The 18340-nt window shown below is 69.8% G+C and carries 14 protein-coding genes; 3 read left to right on the forward strand and 11 right to left on the reverse strand.

Annotation, left to right across the window (positions count from 1 at the left end):
- Positions 1 to 2: 2 nt before the first annotated feature.
- Genes RM540_RS06720 through RM540_RS06730 form a run of 3 tightly spaced genes read right to left on the reverse strand, consistent with a single transcriptional unit; the run spans position 3 to position 3145 of the window.
- Positions 3 to 791, reverse strand: a complete 789-nt coding sequence (locus tag RM540_RS06720) for a BrxA family protein (RefSeq protein ID WP_311662784.1) — start codon at positions 789 to 791, stop codon at positions 3 to 5.
- Positions 788 to 1342, reverse strand: coding sequence for a BrxE family protein (locus RM540_RS06725; protein ID WP_311662785.1), 555 nt, complete (start codon positions 1340 to 1342; stop codon positions 788 to 790). Before RM540_RS06725 ends, RM540_RS06720 begins: the two co-directional genes overlap by 4 nt.
- Before the next feature lie 3 nt (positions 1343 to 1345).
- The gene (locus RM540_RS06730; RefSeq protein WP_311662786.1) at positions 1346 to 3145 is read right to left on the reverse strand and encodes an ATP-dependent nuclease; all 1800 of its coding nucleotides are present in this window, start codon (positions 3143 to 3145) and stop codon (positions 1346 to 1348) included.
- Between the two features lie 337 nt (positions 3146 to 3482).
- Between RM540_RS06730 and RM540_RS06735 the strand changes: the two genes are divergently transcribed.
- Together RM540_RS06735 and RM540_RS06740 are read left to right on the forward strand one after the other, a co-directional pair.
- Positions 3483 to 7160 carry a PIN domain-containing protein gene (locus RM540_RS06735; RefSeq protein WP_311662787.1) on the forward strand — a complete coding sequence of 1226 codons (3678 nt, stop codon included), beginning with the start codon at positions 3483 to 3485 and terminating at the stop codon, positions 7158 to 7160.
- A gap of 353 nt (positions 7161 to 7513) precedes the next feature.
- Positions 7514 to 7741 carry a hypothetical protein gene (locus RM540_RS06740; RefSeq protein ID WP_311662788.1) on the forward strand — a complete coding sequence of 76 codons (228 nt, stop codon included), beginning with the start codon at positions 7514 to 7516 and terminating at the stop codon, positions 7739 to 7741.
- Between the two features lie 9 nt (positions 7742 to 7750).
- Here RM540_RS06740 and RM540_RS06745 read toward each other — a convergent pair whose 3' ends face one another.
- From RM540_RS06745 to RM540_RS06780, 8 genes are all read right to left on the reverse strand, one after another.
- Entirely contained in the window at positions 7751 to 8446 is a 696-nt protein-coding gene (locus RM540_RS06745; RefSeq protein WP_311662789.1) for a SprT-like domain-containing protein, read from the reverse strand.
- A 74-nt stretch (positions 8447 to 8520) separates the two neighbouring features.
- The gene (locus RM540_RS06750) at positions 8521 to 8826 is read right to left on the reverse strand and encodes a hypothetical protein (protein WP_311662790.1); all 306 of its coding nucleotides are present in this window, start codon (positions 8824 to 8826) and stop codon (positions 8521 to 8523) included.
- Positions 8827 to 8930: 104 nt separating this feature from the next.
- Entirely contained in the window at positions 8931 to 9728 is a 798-nt protein-coding gene (locus tag RM540_RS06755; protein WP_311662791.1) for a JAB domain-containing protein, read from the reverse strand.
- 200 nt (positions 9729 to 9928) lie between these two features.
- On the reverse strand, positions 9929 to 10615 hold the full coding sequence (locus RM540_RS06760) for a hypothetical protein (RefSeq protein ID WP_311662792.1): 687 nt from the start codon (positions 10613 to 10615) through the stop codon (positions 9929 to 9931).
- A gap of 416 nt (positions 10616 to 11031) precedes the next feature.
- Complete coding sequence (locus RM540_RS06765; RefSeq protein ID WP_311662793.1) at positions 11032 to 12198, reverse strand: hypothetical protein; 1167 nt, start codon at positions 12196 to 12198, stop codon at positions 11032 to 11034.
- A 102-nt stretch (positions 12199 to 12300) separates the two neighbouring features.
- The gene (locus tag RM540_RS06770; RefSeq protein WP_311662794.1) at positions 12301 to 13203 is read right to left on the reverse strand and encodes a DUF6166 domain-containing protein; all 903 of its coding nucleotides are present in this window, start codon (positions 13201 to 13203) and stop codon (positions 12301 to 12303) included.
- Positions 13204 to 13464: 261 nt separating this feature from the next.
- The gene (locus RM540_RS06775; RefSeq protein WP_311662795.1) at positions 13465 to 13974 is read right to left on the reverse strand and encodes a hypothetical protein; all 510 of its coding nucleotides are present in this window, start codon (positions 13972 to 13974) and stop codon (positions 13465 to 13467) included.
- Between the two features lie 110 nt (positions 13975 to 14084).
- Positions 14085 to 17591 carry a strawberry notch-like NTP hydrolase domain-containing protein gene (locus RM540_RS06780; protein WP_311662796.1) on the reverse strand — a complete coding sequence of 1169 codons (3507 nt, stop codon included), beginning with the start codon at positions 17589 to 17591 and terminating at the stop codon, positions 14085 to 14087.
- A gap of 287 nt (positions 17592 to 17878) precedes the next feature.
- Here RM540_RS06780 and RM540_RS06785 point away from each other — a divergent pair, with 287 nt between their 5' ends.
- Entirely contained in the window at positions 17879 to 18328 is a 450-nt protein-coding gene (locus RM540_RS06785) for an Xre family toxin-antitoxin system antitoxin (protein WP_311662797.1), read from the forward strand.
- Positions 18329 to 18340 lie beyond the last annotated feature (12 nt).

Here is an 18340-nt window from a genome sequence, read left to right on the forward strand (position 1 = left end):
GGCTACCAGGTCATCTGCCGCGCGAAGTCGGCGAGGGAGGGGGCGGGCAGGCGGAGTTGGGCCAAGGAGCCGGCCGCCTGGAAGTCGAGGGCGCGGTACTGGTGGAGCCGGAGCACCTCGCGCTCGACGTCCGCGGCGCTCATCAAGTACATCCGCCAGTCGGGCGCGTCGAGCAGGTTGCGGGCGTTGGGCTCGCGCTCGGCGACGGCGTGGAGGAGGTACAGAAGGCTGGGGTCGGGGAGCCGGTACGGGGCAAACTCGCGGACTCGCGTCCCACGAAGGAGGCCGACATCGTTGGAAATCTTGAGCAAGGAAGAGGCCACCCGCTTCGCGGTGCTCTCGCTCCACTGCTTGGTCCCGGTGACGGCCTCGGCGCGGCTGGGGAGGCTAGCGAGGTACGGGAGCAGGTCCTCGACGCGGACCCTGTAGACGCCATCTCGGTGCCGCTCGTAGAGCCACTCCCGGAGGAAGTCGGCGAGGAGGAACTCGTCTCGGGTGGCGTGCCAAATCATCAGGGGGGTCCAGACGTCGCGCGGGCATCCGCGTTGGGCGAGCCCGACGAGGGGGGCGTCGCGCCCCTCGGGGTCATAGCGTCGGTGGAGAACCTTGGCGACGTCGCGGAGCCAGTTGGCGCTTGACGCCCCGATTGAGTTGGTCCGGCGGAGGCGGTCGAGGTTTTCGTCCTGCGTCTGGCCGAGGTCCCAATCGGCGAAGGCAGCGTAGGTCTCGTCTACAAGGGCGCCCTTGATTAAAGTGAAGGAGGAGACGACGTCTTTCCGTGTCGGGGTCAAGCGTTCGACCGGACGTAGGGGACGACGAGGGCGGCCGGCTGGCTACAGGCAAACCCTGCGGCGAGCTGGCGGACAGCGTCCACGTCGATGTGAGCCGTCTCCGCCAGTCGGACGGAGGGGTCGGGTGGGGCGGCCGTCAACGCCCGCGCCGCGTCGGCGTGCTGGCCGTCGATGAGCCCGTGCTCCACGAGTGCGGTGAGGATGCTGGAGGTATTGATGGCTTCGACGGCCGCAAACGTGGGTGCCCAGTCCTCGACGTGGTCGAGCCAGTGCGACCAGCGGTCGTCGAACGCCTCCTCGGTATCGGCCGGGAGGGTCCACAGCGTGAGGGCTCCGGGTGGCACCTGGCTGGCGCAGCGCTCTTGGGCGACGGCGAACGCCACACGCGCCCGAGCGAATGGGCCGGTGCGCGGGGCGATCCGGTCGTAGGCGTACTGACCCGTTGGGCTCAGGACGCCGTCGGAGGCCCACCAGTTGGCGTTGTCGGACTCGCCGACGCGTGCGACGACCAAGCGGAGACGGAGGAGCAGGTCGAGGTCGGAGGGAGGCACTCGCTATGCGGTGGTGTGTTGCTCGACAAAGGTCGCGGCGTCGTCCATCACGAACCCGTACCACGTGGACAGGACGTCACCAACGTTGGTCGACAGCTCATTTAGAGGTATCTGGCGGCCGATGAGTCCTCGGATCCAAGGAGCCTTAACGGCGTTCCCGGACTGCGTCCCGTCCACGCCTTTAGAGCCTAGCTTACGCATGAGTCCTCCCCGGCTGTTGACGGAGACGCCGGCGGCGTCAGCGAGGTCTTTCCAGGTGGCCTCGGAGGCATCGTCGAGCATGGCCTGCTCCAGGTCAGCGAAGAGGAGACGGAGTGGGATCGAGAGGTCGCGGCAAGCGGTGTTGACGGCCTGGCTGTGCTGTTTCCAGGCGGAGAGATCGACGTTGCCGAAGGCCTGCGAGGCGGATTGGAGCGAGGCGCGGGCCTTCGCTAATGGAGTGTTGGTCTCGTCGAACGCCTGTATGATGGCCGTCGCAGCGTCTGCGTCGGGGACGGCGAGCCATGGGATGGGACGGTCCTCTCCCCTCCCGTAGGCGTCAAACAATCGGATCCAGGGGGCGAAGTAGTTTTTGGAGCCGACCGCGAGCACATGGAGTCGATCGAGGCAGCCTGCTTCGTCCACAGCCGCGAAACGACGCCGGAGGGCCTCAAAGAACTGGCGGTCCCCATCGCCCTCCACGAGGAGCACCCCGTGCGAGAACATGGCCTCGGCCCCTGAGCCGGTCATGAACGCCGATCTCTTGGCCTGCGCGTCGTCGGTCGCCAACGAGGGCTGGTAGAACGTGTGGTGCTTGACCACGACGACGTCGGCAGCAGAGGCTTCGTCCACCACGAGCGGGCTGTGCGTCGTGATGATGACGCGAGTGTTGGGCCGGTCCGCGAGGAGCCGTCGCGCAAGGGTGCGCTGGGCGGATGGGTGAAGGAACGCCTCCGGCTCCTCGACGGCGAGCAACACAGGTACATCGCCTTCGCTCGCCCCGCTCGCGTTGACGGCGAGGTCAAGGAGCGATTGGAGACCGGCACCTACCTGGTCGACCCCGACGCCGAGGGCGTCATGGTCGGCCGTAGAGAGACGGAACTCGAGCGACTCCACGAGCCAGTCGAGGACTCGTTCGGGGGGTGCCGAGAACTCGAACTGCCCGTCCCGGGCCAGCCCAGCCGGCAGCTCAGACTTGATGTCGTTCCAGAGCGGTCCGACCAAATCGTTGGTCAACGTTCTGAGCGTCGAGATCGCTCGGTTTAACTGCTGGCTCTCCCTCCGCTTCCGTCCCCGGCCGACATGGAGCGCCCGTTCTTCGAGGCGGGAGAGGTAAGCTTCTTTGAGCGTCGACGAGAACCGCTCCGATTGAGCATCTCGGAACGAAGGGACGTGGACGAACCGAAACTCCTCTCTGAATCGACCGAGGATCTTCAGTGCTTCGGGGGCCGCCTCGTGCTTCTCCCCCCGGACGGCGGCCCCGGACCGGAGGTACCCGTGGGTCCCGCCGGAGGTCAGCACCCGGTACCGGAGGTGAGCAGGCTTAGCCTTGCCCGTCTGGCGGACGTGGAGGTTTAGTCGCCGTGCGCTGTTGCGTGTGTCCCGCGCGGGGAGGAGGACGGCCTCCGACTCGGGTCGGAGCGTCTGGCCTCTGATCTCACCGTCCGTCGCCCGGTTGAGGAGCCAGTCGATCAAGGTGAGGGCCGCGGTCTTCCCTGAGTTGTTGGGTCCGACGATCACCATTCGCTCGCGGTCGAGACCGAGCGTGGCCCGCTGAAAGCCGTGAAGGTTCTCGATCTCGACGCCGATCAGCGGATGAGTCATGGACAGGCGTGCGCGTGGTCTTATTGAGAGGGAGGTGCCCTCATGGCGAGACGACCCGTGGGTCGCTAGTTCGCCCGCCGGGCTGAGGTTACGCAATGGCACGAGGCCCACGCCTACCGTGCCGTCCCCCTCGGTAGACTTGGGGGACTTGGCGCGGCGTAGGCCGAATGCGCATACGTAGCTGGTGATCGGACCCGAGCTCAGCGGCGTGTTCTGTCCGACGCACGGATGTCACGGGGGGAGCGATATCCTTCCTGGCACCACCATCTGCGTTCCGATGTCTGGAGCTCTCGCCAAAGCGTTCGATGTCGTGTCCGGCTCCATCGCTAGCCAGGCGGTGGACGAGATCAAGCGGCGTGCGGCGACGTCGGAATACGCCCGCCAGGTTCGGGAAGCTCTCGGGGTCGACACGTCGAATGAGGCGACGAAGGATCTCATCAACCTGGCATTGACCGCTGCCTCGGACGGAACCGGAGCCGACGCTGCCCTGGTCCGCCGATTCGCGCGTCACGAGGGGAACTCGTCCGCCATCGTCTCGATGATCGCGGACCCCGAGGCAGTCCCAACGTTCAGCGTGTCAATGGCACGTGGTCCCCAGGAGCGGAAGCGGCTAGAGTTGGTCGAGGTCCAACTCCGGGCGACCCTCGAACGTGCGCTCGATGACCAGACCTCCCCCGAGGTTCGCCGGTTGCAGGGCCGGGTGGAGTCGGCCCGGGATGACATCCTGCGTGACGTCGGCGCTCAACGCGGGGAGGCCCGAGAGAGCTTCAGCCGGATCGAGGACAAGCTGAGTGCGCTCCACGATGCCGTCACGAGCACGGCCGGAGGGTTGGTGCCAGCCAACGGCGACACCGGGGCACCGGATGCGGGGGAGCCCGTGGCCGCAGCCGAGGAGGCGTTCGAGGACGGTCGGCACGTGGACGCCGCGCGGCTATCACATGAGGTTCTTGAGCGAGACGGTGAGGCCAATGCCGAAGTCTTGAGGCGCGCCCACAATGTGCTCGCGCGCGTGGCGCTAGCCGACCCGCACACGTCGAAGGACGCCCTCCCCCACCTGAAGGCGGTGCTCCGCTACTGGTCGGGGACGGAGGAGGGACGCCTGGTGAACCGGTCGCTCGTTTACCTGCTGGGCGATGATCCTGAGGCGGCCCTCCGCGAGGCTGAGGCCGCGCTTGCACTTGACCCCGAGAGCGGTCCGGCCCGGAGCGCGAGGGCGAACGCGCTTTCGCTGCTCGGTCGGCCTGACGAAGCTGCTGGTCTGTACGATGGGGAGACAGCGGAGGAACTCGGCGCCCGGTCGTGGTTCTTGCGCATGGCCCACCGCTACGCCGAGGCCCGCGACGCGGCACGGCGCGCTACCGACGTGGGAGCCGGGCCGGAGCTCGTCCTGCCAACGGTGGTGTTTGCGGAGTCGACGGTGCTGGACCTTGCTGCGGCGTACGGCTACGGGCCGGACGGGGGGACCGATGACGACCGGGCGCTCCTGGAGGAGACCGACGCCCTGGCGACGAGCGCGCTCGCCGTGCTGGGCGACCAACGGCCGTCGACGCGGGCGGATCTCCTGCTCTACCGGGCAACAGTCCGGGACTGGCTGGGACGGGGTGGGGTGCTGGAGGACTTGCAAGAGGCCGTGGACTTGGAACCCGAGAACGACCGGGTCATCCGGAACCTCATCGTCAAGTTGATGGAGACCGGCGAGACGGTGGAGGCGGCCGACTGGGGCAGGCGACTCCTAGACCTGGACGGCTCGGTCGAGGCCGTCCGGTTGGCGGCGTCGGCGGCGCTGGCCGACGGGCGGACCGACAAGGGCGTCCGCGCGCTTGAGGCGGTAGGGTCGGACCCGGAGTCGTCGCCGGAGGCGTCCGAAGCTGCGATCCAGCTCGCAGACGCCTACGCAAACGCGCTGCAGACAACGAAGGCGGAGGCCGTACTCGACCGCGTCGAGGCCGCCGACCTCGTGCCCTTTGGGGTCGCGCTCGCGCGGGCACGCCACGCCATGCGTGGGGGACAGCGTGCGAGGGCTGTCGCAGAGCTGGAGTCGGTCGTGGAGACCTCTTGCCCCGAGATCACGAGTGCGAACGACGAGCCCGGACGGCGGGCACGGGGCCGCTGGAGGGGTGCGCACCTGTTCTTGAGCGAGTTCCTGTTCGAGGACGGAGCGTTCGACCGGGTCGTCCGCCTGGTGGCCCCGTTCGACGATCCCAACGACCCGGACCGTCACACGCTCCGGCGAGCCGCCGCACTGCTCAACCTCGGTCGGTACGGGGAATGCCTCGGGCTGTGCGAGCAAGCGCTGGCTGCGGCGAACGACTCACGCCTGAACCTGGAGTTTGAGTCGGTCGCCGCAGCCGTGTCGGTCAACCTGGAGGCCTTCGTCGATGCCGTCGAACGGTACGACCGGGTCCTTCCAGGGCACCCCGAGCGGACGAAGGATCTGGTCGCCTATGGGCAGGCCCTGTTGCGGCTGGGGTTGCCCGACCGAGCGCTCGACGCGCTCCGCTTGGCCGAGGCGCGGGTCGCCAACGACCCCTACCGGCTGGCCGTGGTCGGGGGAGCCTACGCCGACGCCGGAGACCTGGGGCGAGCGCTCGACCTGTCGTACCGGGCGCTGGAGTTGGCCTTCGACGATGAGCGGTTCCACCGCCAGTTCGCCGGGCTCTTCCTCTTCCACGGCGACGAGATCGCGGCGGCCGGTCCGCTCGACGGAAAGTACCTCGACCAGTTCCACGACATCCTGCACCACCACGCCGAGCGGTTCCCCGAGGCCGAGCCGTTCGTGTGGCTCGAGAAGATCCCCGAAGACCCTGACGAGCTCGCGGGATTCATGATCGACCTCGTCCGGCCTCGCCACGAGGGGATGCGGAACGTCCGGGCGAAGCTGTTCACTGGCGGCCAGGCCCCGCTGGGAGCTGTCGCGTCGCTGATCGGCAGGAACGTCCTCGAAGCGTGGGGGGCGACGGTCGCCAACCCGGAGGCCGGCCGCGCCGCGTACCCGGGCCACCCCACCTTGCGCGAGCGGTCGAACGAGGTGGCAGAGCGTACAGACGTGGTCGTCGCCGACTCGTCCGCGCTCGTGACTCTCTACGAGTTGGGTGTGCTCCGGGAGGCCGTCGCTACGTTCGACGAAGTGCTCGTCCCCCAAGCATTCGTCGACGAGCTGAGGCACGCGCTGGACAAGGATCAGCCGTCAAGCGACGGTAAGAAGCGCACGATGGGGCTGGGTGAGGACGGCGAGACGCTGGTCCTCACCGAGACCGCTTCTGACGTCGTCAAACGGGAGCGGGCTCACCTTCAAGGGCTCTACGATCTCGTCACAGCGTTCCCGCTCGATCCGGACAGACGCGCGGTTCGGATCATCGGCTGGACGCCCGACCGGGAGCGGGCGGCGGCCGAGGGGCGTCCGGACGAGTTCGAGGACGTGTTCGGGCCGTCCGCCGCTGAGGCCGCTTATGAAGCCGAGGCCAGAGATGTGCCGCTTCTTTCGGACGGGATGCTCCTGAGAGGCCAGGCGGAGAAAGTGGGGACAGCGACGACCGACTCGTATGCCGTCCTCGTACGCCTACGCGAGACCGGCGCGGTCTCCGATTCTGTGTTCGACGGCCTCCTGTTGAGACTCGTCGGGTGGGGGTACCGCTATGTCTCGCTGTCGTCGGGGACGCTGGCGCGCGCCATCGAGCGCGAGCGCGGGTTGCTCACCTCGCGGTCCCGAGCGCCGTTCGATTACTTGACTCGGGAGGGGACGACCGCCGAGAGCGCCGGCATTGTGCTGGGCTCATTCGTGGTCTGGCTTTGGCGATCAGAGTTGGGAGGGCCATTGCCAACAGAAACGGTGCGGCGACAGTGGACAGCCGTCGCCTTCGAGACGCTAGCGTGCATCTCGACGGCAGACCAGGCATTGAAGGTGTTCGGCCGGGTTAGCGGCCTGTGCATCAACGGGACGCTGGACTGGCGCGGCTTCCGAGACTTCAAAGGCGGGTTGATGGACGCAGCGATCGAGCTAGGCCTCGAGCTCTGAGCCCGGGCGCCCTGACCCACCGCCTGACGAGATGACGGGCACCGTGGCCCGAGCATGAAGAGATCGTCGAACCACCCGTCAGCGTGGCAGCAGTAGCACAGAATGCGAGCTGTCGTGCGGTTGTGGCAGCAGGACACGACAGTCGCCAGTAGACGACCTGTTCGTCAACGTAGTGATCCCGAGTCTTGCGCTCACGGCCCCGGACAACGCGCCGACCGTCGAGGTCGCCTGATCGGGCCGCGACTACGGTCCACTGGCGGCCGAGGGACTGGAACGACGCGCTTAGGCTCCGCATCCAGGAAGCGGGCGCTCGGTTCTTAAACCTCACCTGGAAAGGGCGGCTCTTGGGCTCGGTGGCGTCGACGCAGAAGGCGCCGCTCCAGTTCTACCTCAAAGACCCCGGCGGACTACTCGACTGGCTGCCCGAACGGGTGCGGCCGTTCGTGTCAGAGGTGAGGCACGGGCACTACGGGGTCGGCTCGCTCCGGGTGGACCTGTGGAAAGTGGCCCACGGCGACGACGCGCCAGGCGTACTGCGCGACCTCCTCCGGGCGGTCACGACGGCACCAGAGCCCGCGTAGCTGCCGGGGTCAGGCGAAGCGGAGGCGGAAGCGTTCGTCGTAGCGCCCGCCCGCGTGGCGAGCGCAGCACGCGGCGCAGGCGGTCTTGCGCGTGGGGCGCCTGGCGCGGCGGGTGGCGGCGCCGCAGCCGGGGCAGGTAGCGACGACGCCCGCCGTGCCGCCGTACGGACCGCGCTCGGGTCCACCCTGCCAGACGATGCGTCCGGTCGGCCGGTGGACGACGCGGAGGTAGGTGGGGCGCCCGGGCCGCGAGCACGTCGGGCAGACGTGGGCGCGGACGGGCTCGCGGTAGAGGTCCCGGACAGGACCGCACGACGGGCACGCGGCGCCGTACGGCGCGGCGGGGTCCGTGGGGACGTCGCCCGTGAAGCACCGCTCGGGGGCGGCCCCACAGCGCCGGGCGAGCGCCTTCCAGGTCCGGTCGTGGGCGCGTCGGCCGCGACGGCTCGGGTTTAACTCGTGGTCGAGCGCGTGGGCGATCTCATGTCGGACGGTGTCCTCGACCTCCGCTTCTGGGAGCGTGCGAGAGAGGTGAGCGGACAGCGTGATCCGCTTGGTCGCCGGTCGGCAGACGCCGAGCCGAGTCCGGGCGCGGTCGAACCCGAAGGTCCAACCACGCGCCGTGAGCGAGGCGCCGATCAGCTCGCGCCCTAGCTCGTCGAAGAGCCGGAGCGCGAGGGCGCGCGTGTGAGATTGAGTAGGCATGGGGTCGTGGGAAGTTCGGGCGGGCCACCGTGCGGCGGCCCGCCCGGAGGGATCGGGCAGTGGTCTGGGTGGGCTCAGTACTCGGAGGGGAGCAATACCGTGGTCGCCGAGCGGTCGGCCTCGGTGATGATCCACAAGCGGCCCCCGGCCGTCTCGTAGGCCGAGAGCACGCGGGCGCCGTGCTCGACGGCGTGGTCGTTGGCCTGGGCGTCGTGGTCGGAGACGGCGCCCCAGTCCCCGTCCCGGTGACGGTGCAAGAGCCCGACGACATCGAGCCCGTGGGCGCGGGCGGCGTCGAGGGCGCCGGGCGTGGCGACGACGTGGCCGAGCGGGAGTCGAATCGTCCGGGTGCGTGTCTCCGGGGTGGCAGGTGCGTTCATGGCATCGGTCTGGTTGTGTAGTGGGTCCCCCGTCGTGGGGGCTCGCCCCCCGCGCCCCCGCGCCGGGGGACCCCGACCGGCACTGTCCTGGACTCCCCCACCGGCTACATCAGCCCCCGCTCGGCCAGGCTCGTGTGCCCGTGGTCCGTGATGATGAGGTGGTCGTGGACTGGGATGCCCATGACCTTCCCCGCCTCGACCAACTGGCGCGTGACGGCGACGTCCTCGCGGCTGGGCTCCGGATTGCCCGAGGGGTGGTTGTGCGCCAAGAGCACGGCCGCCGCGTTCGCCAGCACCGCCGCCTTGAACACCTGTCTCGGCTCGACGATCGACGCCGCCAGCCCGCCCACGCTAGCCACGTGTAAACCCGTTAGCGTATTTGCAGTATCCAAAAATGCGACGACGAACTCCTCCCGGTCGCGGTCGGCGAAGTACTCCGCGAGGACAACCGCCGCGTCGGCGGGCGAGCGGACCTGGTCCCTCGTCGGGAACGTGAACGTCCGCTCGCGGACCAACCGGGTGGTGTAGAGCGGGACGCCCGAGAACAGGGCGTCCCGGTAGGCCACATGCACGTCGGGCTGGCGTAGGACTCCGGCGGGCTCCCGAACGACGGATTGAGGGTTTCCCGCCGAAGACTCAGCAACAGAGCCGTACAGCACGGTCTGCCGGGCGAACCACGGCGCGTCGGTCTCGACGCGGCGGAGACGCCCGCGGAGGCTGAGCCGCCGGGCGTGGTACCGCTCGCGGCGGTCGAGTGCGGGCTGGGGCACGGCGGGCTCGCCGCCCACGCGGTCCCCGCCCTCGGGCATCTTGGCCTCGATGTCGCGGAGCACGCGGAGGTTCAGGGCGGTCAGGCCGCTCGGCGTCGTGGGACGCGCGGCATCAGAGTTTCGGATTGCCATTGGATCGAAGGCATCGCTCCACACGGTCACACCTCGGCCGTGGTGGGAGCGCCCCCGTCGGCCGACGCGCCAAGCGGTCGGCGGGGGCGCTCGTCCCCCTGCGTCTCCGGTCTCCTTCTGTCTCATCCTCCTGGCTGTTGCGGCAAAAAGAAAGCCCGGTGACCCCGTGGGCCACCGGGCTGTTGCCCTCTCGGCTTGGGCTACTCGTCGTCCCAGTCGGTCTCGCCGTAGGCGTCGGTGCCGTAGAGGAACTCGCCGTAGCCCGCCCCCGGCGCCACCGTGTCCCGGTAGCTCGCCCGGTACGCGTACGGGCTCTCCTCGGCCACCGCGTGGGCCTCGGCCCAGGCCTTCCGGTCGTCGGCCCAGTCGAGCCAGGCCGCCGCCGCCTGGTGCGCCCGGCTGACCGCGACGTGGACTTGCGTGTCCTGGCCTCCGGTGACGTGGTACCGGAGGACGGTGCCAGTGCCGTAGGCGTCGGACTCCAGCCGGATCAGAGGGGCGACCCACAGGGCGTCCTCCGGCGGGAGCTTGCCCAGCAGGTGCTTCTCGGTGTGCGTGCCGGTCCGGTCGGCCACTTCGAGGAACAGGTGGACCTCGTCGGCCGAGGGGTCGTCGGGATCGACCTGGGCGATCCGGGCCACGAGCTCCGGGTACTTGTCTCCGGCTTCGGCCCGAGCGGCGAGCCGTGCGAGCCCCGCGGCCTCGCAGTCTTGCAAGAGCGACGGGAGGATGAGGCTCTTCGCGCGGAGTCCGAAGCTGGCTCTCAGGGCGTCCTCCTTCATGAGGTGCGGATGGAACTGGGGGCACGACGTGCGCCGGAGCCAGCACGCGAAGCGGTACCAGGTTCGAGCTTGAGCGTAGTGCGGACGAGAGTAAGTGCGGATCATAACAGGGCCTCTTGGAGGGCTCGTGAGAGCCACTGCGCCCAGGGGACCCGAGTGGTCCCCGCAGCCAGCGGCTTAAAAAGCCAGCAGGCGTAAGGCCGGACTACGGGGTCAAAGGGCCGTCCACGGCCCGAGGTGGAGCGCCCCCGCGCGGAGCGACCGTCGGGGAAATCGGTCGGCCGATTTCCTCGTCGCAGCGCGAGCACGGGGCGAACGACCTTGACGCTGTCCGGCCGTCGCCTAGATTGTTAGAAACCGCTGCCAACACCCCGCCCCCCCTCCTGCCGGTGCGCGCCGAGCGGACCGGCAGGGAGACCCGTCGGCGCCCAGGCGCCGTCCGTCCCTGCATCTTGGCGCCTCTCCGCGCCGCCCACGCACCGCGACGGCGGCACGTAGGCGACGCGGGAAGCCTCTGGCGATCAGCCGCTTGTCTGGGCGCACCGATCCTCGTAGAACTCGTGGTAGCAGAACGCTGCGATCCGTCGGAGGTCGGCGTCGCGGAACGTGTTCCAGGCGTCCGGCGAGAGCCCGGACCCGGCCGCGCTCAGCGCCGCGCTCGCCTGGAAATCTTTGAAGAGCCGAGCCGCGATGTGGAGGTCGGGGTCCCTCTGATACGGCTCGGTGAGCCTACCCCGCATCCAGTCGTGGAGGTCGTCCACCTGCCGCTCGGTCAGCCGCTGAGCCGCGTCGAGGCAGGCGTGGTGCCGAACCACGCGCCGGGTGTGGTCCAGCATCTCGGCCTTTCTCATCGACGAGTAAAAGCGGTCCCCGAACTGCGCCCACAGCCCGACTCCGAAGCGGTCGACGACGGCCGCCAGCTTCGCCTTGGTGAGTCCCGGCAGTAAAGTCCACACGGCGTCGAGACGGACGTCTGGGAGGTCGAAGCCCGGCGTCTCAGCCACCGTGTCCCCGAGGGGAGCCTCTGGCGCGACCTCCGCCGCATCGGCTCCTGAGGCGGGGGTCACGCTCAGCGCGACCGCGAGCGGTGCGGCGAGACCGTCTCCCGACACGAGAGCAACCGCGTCCGCGCTCGGGTCGTCGTCCAGGAGTCCGATCTCGGCCGCGAGACGACGGGCCTCGGCCCAGATGTGCCGGTGGGAGATGCCCCGCTTCGAGAGCACGCGCCGCTGGCGCTCGCCGTAGCCCGCCGCCGACGAATCGACCTCGCGGTCGCAGAGCGCGAGGAAGTCGGCCTTGGTGCGGAGGCGGTGGAAGATGCCGGGGCACCGACGCGCCTCGTGGAGCTGGCGGAAGGCCTCGAGGACGCGCCACTCTCGTGCGAAGCGCCGGAGGCGCGTGCTCGTGCGATCTCGAATGCGTGCGTCGTCGGGCTTCTCGCGGAGCCGCTCTGCGAGGGACTCGGCCGCTTCGCGCGTCTCGTCGGCCCACGCCGCGAGACGCTCGGCCGTCCGCGCGTTCCGGCCCGTGACGCGCGTCGGGAACGGGTCATCCGGGAGCACCGGCGTCTGGAACGCGAGGGCGACGTCGGCCAGGAGACGACGTTTCGCCTCGGTTCTCTGTTCGGGTGTAGGACGCGAGACGTGAGGGCTCGCGTCCTCTGCTGGGTTCGTTTGGAGGGTAGGCATGGGAAGACAGGGGTTGGGGTTCATCGCGGCGTCCGGCCGGGTGCCGGGGCCGCTCCTCGCCTTCCGGGGAGCGTCCACCGGCACCGAGCGCCGGTCGCAGTCTCAGCGAGCCCGCTGGACCCACCGCCGGACGTCGGCGGCGCGGAGCACGCCGCCCGCCTCGGGGACCGAAGCCACGACCTCGTGCTTGAAGCGGTGGTAGAGCGCGTTCGCCGTCTGCTCGTCGGTGAGCGCGAGCATAACGCTCAGCGCGAGGTCGGCCGGGCCAGACCCGCCGTACCCCCATTCGATGCCCGTCGGTGAATGCCTGGCGGCGTGGGGGACTGAGGCGTGGGCCTCCCCTTCGAGCGTACGCCAGAGAACGACGTCTTCCCGGTCCCCCGTCAACGCCTCGTACTCCGGCAGGACGGGGACCCCGATGGGCTCGTGCCGGACCTCGCCCGGCACGACGAGCCGGAGCGGGCTCCGGCCGTCTACGGACGGCACCACCGAGGCGCCATCCCCGCCGCTGGCACCATCCGCCAGCCGACGGAGCGCCTCCCCGACGTGGCCGAAGGCGACGTTGCACCCGAGTCGGTAGCCACGGCCTCCTCCACCGCCCGTGACGCGAGACAGGTACACCGTGAGCCCGAACGGGACGAGCGGTCGGACCCAACCGAGGTGCTTGGACTGGACGAGTCCGAGTGGCATCCCGTCGCGGCTGGCCCGCAGGCCGTCCTCGACCGCGTCGAGGTCGAGCGCCGCCCACCGGGCCTCAGGGTCGTTTGCCAGCGCACGGAGCCTGGGCTGGTGCCGCGAGGTGCCGGTGAGCTTCGAGGGCACGGCCAGGCTCGACGCCCGCCGTTGGACGCTGAACGCGCAGGCGGTGAAGGCTTTCGCGGTCAGCGTGTCTGGCCGCATCCGGGTGCGCTCGGTCGCGAGCGCGAGCCAGCGCTCGGCCTCGCGCGCGATCTGTCGCGCGTGGACGTCGGCCGCAGGGATGTGCGTCCCGGCGGACGTCAACACGTCCGCGCGGGTGTGAATGCCGCCGGTGCGGCTCGGACGATGAGCGAGTGCATGAGTCGTCATGGTGATCGGGGCCTCCCCCGGTCTCGGTGGTGCGCCGCGCTCCCCTATGGAGCGCGGTCGCGGTGGATGAGCGGACGGAGCCGTCTCCGGAGAGACCCTCACGTCTGCTCGCGACGAGACCTGACAGCCAGACCTCGTGTGAATGGCCTCGGGTTGCTCCCGAAGCCACGCCCGCAGTAGCGGGCTATGGACCGACGCCTAGAACGGCATCCAGTCGTCGGCCCCGACCGCCTCGGGCGGCGACTGGATGGGTCCAGCGTCCGGCTCCTCGTCGAGGTCGGGCACCGGCGCGTAGGCATTGAGCGCAGCTACCGCCCGCGCGTGGGCTCGCTCGTCACAGACGGCCGACGGCAGGCCCGACCCCGCGTCGTCGTAGCCCGAGAGGTAGGCTTCCAGGTCGTGGCCGTACTGGCGCTCGAACCACCGGCCGTAGGCCCATGCGCTCGCGTGGTGGGTCCGCCACGTGAGTTCGGCGAACCGGAACGGCGTCATGTGGTGACGGAGGCATTTTGCCTCGGCGTCCCACGTGACGCGGGAGCCCGTCCGGTAGACCCACTCGGTCAGCGGGCGCTCGCAGTAGCCGTCGGCGAGGCAGGCGTCGTAGCCCGCCTGGTACGACGCCTCGTAGTGCGCATCGACGTCGGGCTCGGGAAGGCACCGGCAGAGCAATCGGTTGCACCCGTGGCAGAAATCGCCAGGGCCGGGCATGGATCTCGACATGAGTTTTGGAGCGAAGGATTCCAGAGCGACTTCCAGCCGAGTGCCGGGGCCGCTCCTCACCGAAGGGGAGCGGCCCCGACGCAGGCTTTCTCCGCCATTTAGGCGGCTCGGCGGTAGCTCGGCCCCTCCCCTCCTCGGATCTCGACCACGGGCCGGTGCTCCGTCACCGCCCGGAGGACGGCCGCCGCCCTCTCGCCCGTCGGGACGAAGAACCGGGTGCGGAAGGCGTGGACCTCGGCGAAGACCCCGTCGGCCTCCAACTCGCGCATGGCAGCCAGGTCCGGCCCCACGAGTTCGATCCGGGGCTCGTTCGCCACGCGCCGAACGCGGAGCTGCCAGCCGTTGGCGAAGTCAGCCTCCGCTCCAGCGAGAAGTCGCTCGGCCAGCGCCTCTGGCGTGATGTCCACGCGGTCACCCGCGGCCCCGAGAGCCTTGAGCGTCGCGCTCAGATGCTCCGGCATGACGGCCCGCCCGATCATGCGCTCTCCAGCGTCGGTCTGGGCACGGTAGATCCTCGGATGCCCCGCGATCCGGTCCCAGATGGGCAGGATCGTCCCGGTCACCAAGTGGATGGGCTCGGTCGTGAACTCCGGCGCCGCCTCGACGCCCGCGTCCCAGAGCATTCGGGCCTCGACGGTCTGGATGGGCCGGTGGCCTCCCTCCTCCCCTGCTCGGTGGATCTCGGCCTCGTCCATCAGCCGGTTCGAGCGCACCCCGACCCGGCGCAGTCGCTGCACGACGCGGCCGGTCTCCGTCGTCCGGCTCCCGGCCCGGAAGAGCGCGTAGGGCTGCCCGCTCCGTCGGTTGACGACGAACCCCACCCAGGTCCCGAGCGCCTGCGCCCCCTTCGCCCAGCGCCAGATCTCGTTCCAGTCCACGATCTCCGTCCGCCGCGTGAGCTCCAGCGTCACGACCTGCGTCGTCGCGCCGGACCGCTCGTGCGTGTAGACGAGTCGCTCGTCGGTCTTGACCACGCGCTCGGCCCGGATCGTCTCGACGCCCACGTCGAGCGTCCCCGCCTCCCGAGCCGCCTCGGTGGCCTCCTCCAGGTACCCGTACCACGAGTCGAACACGGCGTCCATGGCGCCCGTCTGGAGCGAGAGCAGCCGGTTCAAGAACTTCGGCACCTCGGGGACGGCGCCCACGTTGAGCTGCCCGTCGGCATCGAGCACCTTGATGCCCATCTGCTCCTCGACGAGCGTCGGCGTGACGCCAGAAGCCACGGCCCGGCCCTCGCCCCGGTACAGGTCCACGAACCAGTTGTGCAGGCTGGCCCGCGACAACGGAGTCTCCAGGTTGAACTCGGACGAGAGCAGCCCCTGACTCGCCGTCTGCCGCTGGCCCTTCGTGAGCGCCCCGAGCTGGTCCAATCGCCGCGCGATGGTGCTGAGGAAGCGGCGCTGGGCTTTCAGGTTCGTGGTCACGAGCACCAACTCGGGCGGGCACGCCTGGTTGGCCCGGTGGACCCGGCCCATGCCCTGCACGCACCGCGCGCTGCTCCACCCGGGCTCGACGCAGTAGAGCACGCGCCGCTGTTGGTTGTCGGCCGCGAGATCCGCGTGGTAGCTCCGGCCAGTGCCCCCGGCCTGGCTGAAGACGAGCACGCGCCGCTTGCCTGCCATGAACTCGTCGGCCTCGGCGTTGCACATGCGTCTCGTGCGACGCTCCTCGACGGTCTGCTCTACCCCGTCAACGGCCTTGGTGACGAACCGGCGTCCCCGGCCGGTCACCTCGGCCACGGCGTCCGGGCCGAAGTGGGCCACGACCTGGTCGAGCACGCCGTGCGGGACGCTCACGGCTCCCACCTCCAGCATCAGCCGGTCTCTCGCGGCCACGGCCTCCGGCGACTGGACGAAGTCGCCCGCCGCGTTCTTGACGGGCCGCGAGCGGACTCGGCCGTCGTCGTCCTCGTACTCCTCGTAGAGCGTGGTCGGGAAGCTGGCCTCGACGAATTGCAGGAGTTGGTCGCGGGGCGTCACGTCGAGGTCTCGGAGGTCTTCCCCATTCGCCACGGCCTTCGCGTAGGCCCGTTCGGTCGCCGCCTCCATCGTGGACACGAGTTGCACCACGCAGCTCTCGCCCGCGCCCAGCCGCGCCTCCATGTCCCGGATCAGGCTCGGCGCGCTCATCGCCACCAGCACGTGGAGGAAGAACCGCTGGTGAGCGCCCCAGAACTGGCTGTAGGCTGCTGCTCTGGCTCTCCCGCACTTGTCGGCCTTCGTGACTTCCAGAGCATCCTGGATGTTGCGGAGCACCACCTGCCACGCCTGGGCGCAGCGGTCGTAGGTCTGGGCCTGGTGGGACTCGAGGTCGTGGACCAAAGTCCGGTAGTCGACGCCGTCGTAGGACACGGACCGCGCGAGGTAGAGCCCCATCGACTTCAGGTCCTTCGCCACCAACTCCATCGCCGCGATGCCACCGGCTGAGACTTTCTCGACGAACGCCTCGACGGTCGGGAACGGGGTACCCCGCCCCCAGAGCCCGAGGCGGGCCGCGTAGGCGAGGTTGGCGACCTCGGTCGCACCCGTCGCGCTCGCGTAGACGATGCGAGCATTTGGGAGCCGGGCTTGCAGTTCAACTCCAACGAGCGCACGCTGGGACGCCTTCTGGACGCCACGGCTCCCCTGACGGTCGAGGGCGGAGGCCATGTTGTGGCTCTCGTCGAAGACGACGACGCCCTCGAAGTCGGTCTCCTCTCCCCCACTCGAGAGCCAGGCGACGACCTGCTCCAGCCGGTCGATGCCGGTCTCCACGCCGTCCCGCTCACGAGGCTTGCCCTTCAAGGTGTCATAGCTCGCGAAGCAGATGCCGTCGGCGCGCGGGATCGGTCCCTTGCACGCGCCCAAGTCGAACACGAAGTCCGCCGGGCCGCCGAGCGCGGTCCAGTCGCGGACAGCGTCGCGCATCAGGTTGCGGTTCTCGGACACCCAGAGGGCGCGTCGGCGCCCCTGGAGGATGTTGTCGAGCATGATCGCAGCACTCGTTCGGCCTTTCCCCACGCCGGTCCCGTCACCGACGAAGAACCCCTGCCTCGGTCCCGACTCCCCACTCTCACCGGGCAGGTGCTCTGCGTGGGCGGAGCCCGCGCGGCAGACGGTTTCCAGTTGCGCATCCGAGAGGACGCCCTGGGTCACGAGGTACTCGGGAAGCGCCGGACGGTAGGCACTCGGTGGCGCGGTGGCCGCCGCCATCGCCGCCGACTCGACGAGGCGCGTCGGGTGGGGGCAGGCGTCCGGGACCCGGACGCTCGGGCGGTAGGCGTCGAACACAGACGCTGTAAGCGCGCCGGTCTGGGCCGTCTCTTGGACAGCGGTGACCGCCAGCCGGAGAGCGTCCGCGAAGGGCCACGCAGACGCGAGCTGCGGCCGAGGCGCCACCTGCGCGCTCGGGCGCGGTGGCGCGGCGCCCAGACGGGCGATGCGGGGTGCGAGGAGGGCGAAGAGGTCGAGCTGTTCGACCTGAGATTTGGTCGCGCTTCGGGCGACGTGAGATGCAGAAGGAGCCACGGGATTTCCGGTTGGCTGGACGTGCGGAGCCTCTGCCCGAGATATTCCCCGGTGGGCTCCGGCCCGCCGCGTTGACGGGCTCGCCCACCGGCCCGGCATCGCGGCGGGCCGCGCCCGCCCCTCCTCTCGGCCTCGCGTTCTTTCACATAGCGGAGCTTTTCCTTTCGATCAGCCGCCACAAATCGGCGAGAGAACGTCCACAGCGTCGGTGACGGCCTCCATGTGTGCGAACGAAGGTCCCGTGGGGCCGACAGATCGCCCCTCCGACCTCAAGGGATCTGAGCCGTGGTCGCCGATCCCTGTTGGGACTGGAGGATTCTGAGCCGCGAGACGAAACCCCGTCTATTTTGCCACGTGTCAACGGTATTCAGCCAACTGGCAGAACCATGCCCGCACCGACCCTACCCTCCGATACTGCGAACGTGCTCGGGTGGTCTCTCGGCCTTCGCGCCCACTCTCCGGCCGACCTGATCGACCGGGTCGAGACCGGCTTCTCGATGGCGGCCCTCGCGCGCGTTCGGCGCCACGCCGGACTCGACGAGCGCGAGGCGGCGGAGATCATGGGGACGTCGGTCCGCACGCTCGCGCGGCGCCGGAAGACGGGGCGGCTGGAGGCCGAGGAGTCCGACCGCCTCTACCGGATCGCTCGGCTCTTCGAACGTGCCGTCGAGGTCTTCGGCGGGGACGCGGTCGCGGCCGACGAGGCGCGGCTGTGGCTCCGGATGCCCCAGTGGGGGCTCGGCGACGAGACGCCGCTGGCCTACGCGCGGACCGAGACGGGAGCACGCGAGGTCGAGGCGCTGCTGAACCGGATCGACTACGGCGTGCTGTCGTAGCGCGCCGTTCCC

Source organism: Rubrivirga litoralis (assembly GCF_031846415.1).
Taxonomy (GTDB): domain Bacteria; phylum Bacteroidota; class Rhodothermia; order Rhodothermales; family Rubricoccaceae; genus Rubrivirga; species Rubrivirga litoralis.

Bases quoted from the DNA above. Each gene is read 5' to 3' on its own strand.
- RM540_RS06730 (WP_311662786.1), bottom strand. From the start codon at position 3,145: ATGACTCATCCGCTGATCGGCGTCGAGATCGAGAACCTTCACGGCTTT.
- RM540_RS06745 (WP_311662789.1), bottom strand. From the start codon at position 8,446: ATGCCTACTCAATCTCACACGCGCGCCCTCGCGCTCCGGCTCTTCGAC.
- RM540_RS06750 (WP_311662790.1), bottom strand. From the start codon at position 8,826: ATGAACGCACCTGCCACCCCGGAGACACGCACCCGGACGATTCGACTC.
- RM540_RS06755 (WP_311662791.1), bottom strand. From the start codon at position 9,728: ATGGCAATCCGAAACTCTGATGCCGCGCGTCCCACGACGCCGAGCGGC.
- RM540_RS06760 (WP_311662792.1), bottom strand. From the start codon at position 10,615: ATGATCCGCACTTACTCTCGTCCGCACTACGCTCAAGCTCGAACCTGG.
- RM540_RS06765 (WP_311662793.1), bottom strand. From the start codon at position 12,198: ATGCCTACCCTCCAAACGAACCCAGCAGAGGACGCGAGCCCTCACGTC.
- RM540_RS06775 (WP_311662795.1), bottom strand. From the start codon at position 13,974: ATGCCCGGCCCTGGCGATTTCTGCCACGGGTGCAACCGATTGCTCTGC.
- RM540_RS06780 (WP_311662796.1), bottom strand. From the start codon at position 17,591: ATGCCGGGCCGGTGGGCGAGCCCGTCAACGCGGCGGGCCGGAGCCCAC.
- RM540_RS06785 (WP_311662797.1), top strand. From the start codon at position 17,879: ATGCCCGCACCGACCCTACCCTCCGATACTGCGAACGTGCTCGGGTGG.